The organism is Alkalibacterium psychrotolerans (assembly GCF_054784355.1).
In genome coordinates this window covers 1-3,405 of record NZ_BAAGPH010000098.1, presented here as the reverse complement: position 1 = coordinate 3,405, position 3,405 = coordinate 1, and the positions used below count along the sequence as shown (strand labels likewise).

Below are 3,405 nucleotides of genomic sequence, written 5' to 3'. Positions count from 1 at the left end.
GAGCTTTTGCGTCCGACTTCCTTCAGATTCCACCTCACGGTGGACACCCTTGTCATTCACTAACAGTTCCTACTGCAAAGCCTGTAGTGGACTTTCACCACCAAGTTGTCGCCCATGCCGGGCGCACCAAAAAAACGGTACATGGCTATGCCATGACCGTAAATGGTAAATGAATCTTCTGATTTGAATCAGTAATACTAGTGGCACGTGTCACTTCTATGCCTAATATAATACTCCAAAAATATAGAAGAGTCTTTTTACCGACTCTTCTATATTCTCATATTAGCAATACACGGCTACCTTTTTTCTACAAAGTACTCCAGATTTTTCAGCGAAGAGCTCAGTCCATCGATATGATCCTCTTTACTGATTCCGGCCGGGACATTTTCTGCAATAACCGTGATTTTGGTGCCTTCCAGAATCTCTTCAAAGTACCAGGTCATCGTCATCATCCCTTTAAAGTCAGGGTCTTCCGAATCGAAAGCACCTGCCATCACAACTTTCGTATCCGGCACCACTTCGACGAAAGTGCCTTCTGAAACATCAGAAGCTATAGTTGTTTTTCCTGTAGTCTGCTCTTCCTTTTCGTAATAGAGAATCAGTCGATACTTTCCGCCAGCATATGGTTCAAATAGGGAGACCTCCCCTCGCATCCCTTCCGGCGGTAGCCACTTGATCAGTGAATCCGGGTCGATGAAGGCCTGATAAAGCGTGTGCGGTGAAGACGCAATATTCTTTGAAACCGTATCGATTCGCCCATTTGATGAACTCTCCTGCATTTCAATCGCTCCTTTACGACATTTTTTTCAGTTAGCCCGTTTCCTTTGAAGGCTGGAATCCTGTCTAACATACCAAAATTGCGCCAGTAGATACATCAGGAACATGACCACCACTCCGATAATGGTAAGGGACAGAATGTAGACTGGATTGACTGTTATTCCAGATACTGTGATATCAGAGCCAAGGTTGTACAAGTACACTAAAGGCCCTGCCGATCCCGGATCATAGGTAAATAAATAATTGGCTTGCTCATTAAAAATATCAGTGAACCAATTATTTATGATAACTGACAATACATACAGCGGCACCAAAGTCGCATAAGCTTTTAAAAGAGCTCTTCGATCGATTCGGATCATCTCTGTTAATAGCAGGTATAGTCCCGTCGCTACAATCAGCATATGCCCTAAAATATAGGAAAGGCCTCGAATGCTAAGTACATTACTGTAAGTTTCCAGTGCATCGGCAAATACAACGGCTGCCAGACCTGCAGGTACCGTCAAGCACCAGGCGATTGCACTAGTCACACCCAGATTAGGATTGATGGCAACGATAAGCAACAGGATGTTGGCAAAGTGAGAGATATGGAATGGGAAAACTTCAGGACCTAAGCCGTCGGCACTGAAAACATAAATCTGTCTGGTAGCTAATATGCCTACCAGGATTATCCCCATCGCTATACCAACACGTCGCTTTACTGCAAATGCCTTGTCTAGAGTGAATATATATAATATAACGGCGAGCACGAAAGGAAAAATTATCATAAAATAATGAAACGTGCTCCACATTTCAAACTGCGCTTGCATACACCTTTCCACCTCTCAACGTCTCTTGCAAAAAATAAACATCTTCCATTTTCATTTATAGAACAATGAAATCATTATATAACCCTCTATTCATGGACAAAATACGGCATCTCTAGTTAGCGGGTTTTTTTAGTCTATACTATCATTCTTATTCGGTTTTTGAAATCATATCACATTATAGCTTCCGGAACGGCATTATTACAGAAGTAACGCGATAACATTTGACTGAAAACCTTGAGAAATTCTGTGACTAAGTGTATTGAAATACTGTATAGAAGCTTATTTAAAAATAATCGGAGCTTTTCGCATATATTTCTGGTCATTTTTGGCTATGCTTCTTTGGATATCTTTTCCGCCGTCTTGCTTATTCTTTATCAGCTTCTGCATTTTTTTGAAGTCATTCATTCCACCACCTCTGTAGTTGCTGCTCTGTTCATTGCGATTCACTATTACCCTTTCATCTCTTGAGCAACACATGAAAAAAGGCACCAGCAGAATGCTGATACCTTTTTGTAACGCAATATTAAATTTAAGCCACAAATTGAATGGTACTCGTTCTCTTTCGAAATCTCAGTCCCATATTGTATACGGGAAATGATAATTTGACAACTATGAAAACACCGAAAAATGAAATACATAAAGCCCAATGGCAGGAGCTGATAAGGGAACATAGTGAGAGTGATTTATTAAAGAAGTCCAGAGCCAGGCACCTAACTTATCAGCGTTATAATCCGAGTCTGGCACCTACTTCTGCATACTCTATATCTTTTCTTTCTGCATTCCAATTACCCCCTGTTTGTCCGTCCCATATCGCTCCTGTTTCAACGAAACCGACAGACGCAAACAACTTCCGGACGGCTTCGTTTACCATCCAATATGATGTAGAAACTGCATCGGCTTTTCCTTGTGGAAACGACTTTATATAATCAATAATTTTCATCATTGCTTGTTTGCCAAATCCTTTGCCTTGATGCTTTTTATCAATCATAAAGCGATTAAGTCCATAAGTAGATTTATCTCCATATTTTTCACACAGAAATGCACTTTCCGCCAGTTCGTAAAATGCAATATCGACATATCCTATGACTTCATCATTGTTGCATATAGCGAAGATCATAGGAGGTTTTTCGTCGTTGAGTATCTTTACATAGGCTTTAGCCAAACAATACATGCTAGAATCCACATTTCCTTTCTGCTCGTCTGTCATGCTTAACTTCAACACTGCCTCAAAATTATCGTGAGTAATCTTTCTTAATTCAATCATTTTTCTTCCCTACTTTCGAAAATATAAATTAAGTCCATTAACGACACCAGTTTAGCATAAAAAATGTGAGATTTAATTCGATTTTCACACTGCAAGAACAACTTGATGACTTTTTTTATTGAATAAACCTTTTATAATAACTTCAGAATCAAGACCAATTTGTTTCATTAAATAAAACTCACTTACTAAATTCAATATTTTAGTTACATGAATTAGATCTATAGTCTCATATATATTATTCTTCTTTGGATTTTTGCTGCCATGTGCATGATAATTCCTAGTACTAGAGCATTTATAAGCAAAGTCACTTACTACTTTATTCTTTGAAAAATCTAAATCTTGAAAGATAATTTCCTCTTTTAAATTACCTGGCATATCTTTAAGAAGTTGCTTTACTCTTTTCGTTAGATTAACTCTATCTATTTCTTTAACTGAGCCAATTTCATAATTATTTGTCGTGTTTAACACCTGATAAATCAACTTTTTTAAAACATAGAAAAAAGGAACCCCCCCATATGGTACAATTAGGTTGTCGACTAAGACACGTACTCCAGGAGG

Annotated in this window: 5 protein-coding genes; all 5 read right to left on the bottom strand. The window is 38.6% G+C overall.

Features of this window, described 5'->3' with window-relative positions; translation table 11 throughout:
• Positions 1 to 296: 296 nt before the first annotated feature.
• A complete protein-coding gene (locus ACYVLS_RS09170) occupies positions 297 to 779 on the bottom strand; it encodes an SRPBCC domain-containing protein (protein WP_460323799.1) in 483 nt (160 codons plus the stop codon).
• A gap of 27 nt (positions 780 to 806) precedes the next feature.
• Complete coding sequence (locus ACYVLS_RS09165; protein WP_460323797.1) at positions 807 to 1,583, bottom strand: TMEM164 family acyltransferase; 777 nt, start codon at positions 1,581 to 1,583, stop codon at positions 807 to 809.
• 279 nt (positions 1,584 to 1,862) lie between these two features.
• Entirely contained in the window at positions 1,863 to 2,030 is a 168-nt protein-coding gene (locus tag ACYVLS_RS09160; protein WP_460323795.1) for a hypothetical protein, read from the bottom strand.
• Positions 2,031 to 2,307: 277 nt separating this feature from the next.
• Positions 2,308 to 2,847, bottom strand: a complete 540-nt coding sequence (locus tag ACYVLS_RS09155) for a GNAT family N-acetyltransferase (RefSeq protein ID WP_460323793.1) — start codon at positions 2,845 to 2,847, stop codon at positions 2,308 to 2,310.
• An 84-nt stretch (positions 2,848 to 2,931) separates the two neighbouring features.
• Positions 2,932 to 3,405: HEPN domain-containing protein (locus tag ACYVLS_RS09150; RefSeq protein WP_460323791.1), on the bottom strand; the 474-nt coding region annotated here is incomplete at its 5' end.

Coding starts and splice junctions, on each gene's coding strand:
- ACYVLS_RS09155 (WP_460323793.1), bottom strand. CDS start 2,847: ATGATTGAATTAAGAAAGATTACTCACGATAATTTTGAGGCAGTGTTG.
- ACYVLS_RS09170 (WP_460323799.1), bottom strand. CDS start 779: ATGCAGGAGAGTTCATCAAATGGGCGAATCGATACGGTTTCAAAGAAT.
- ACYVLS_RS09165 (WP_460323797.1), bottom strand. CDS start 1,583: ATGCAAGCGCAGTTTGAAATGTGGAGCACGTTTCATTATTTTATGATA.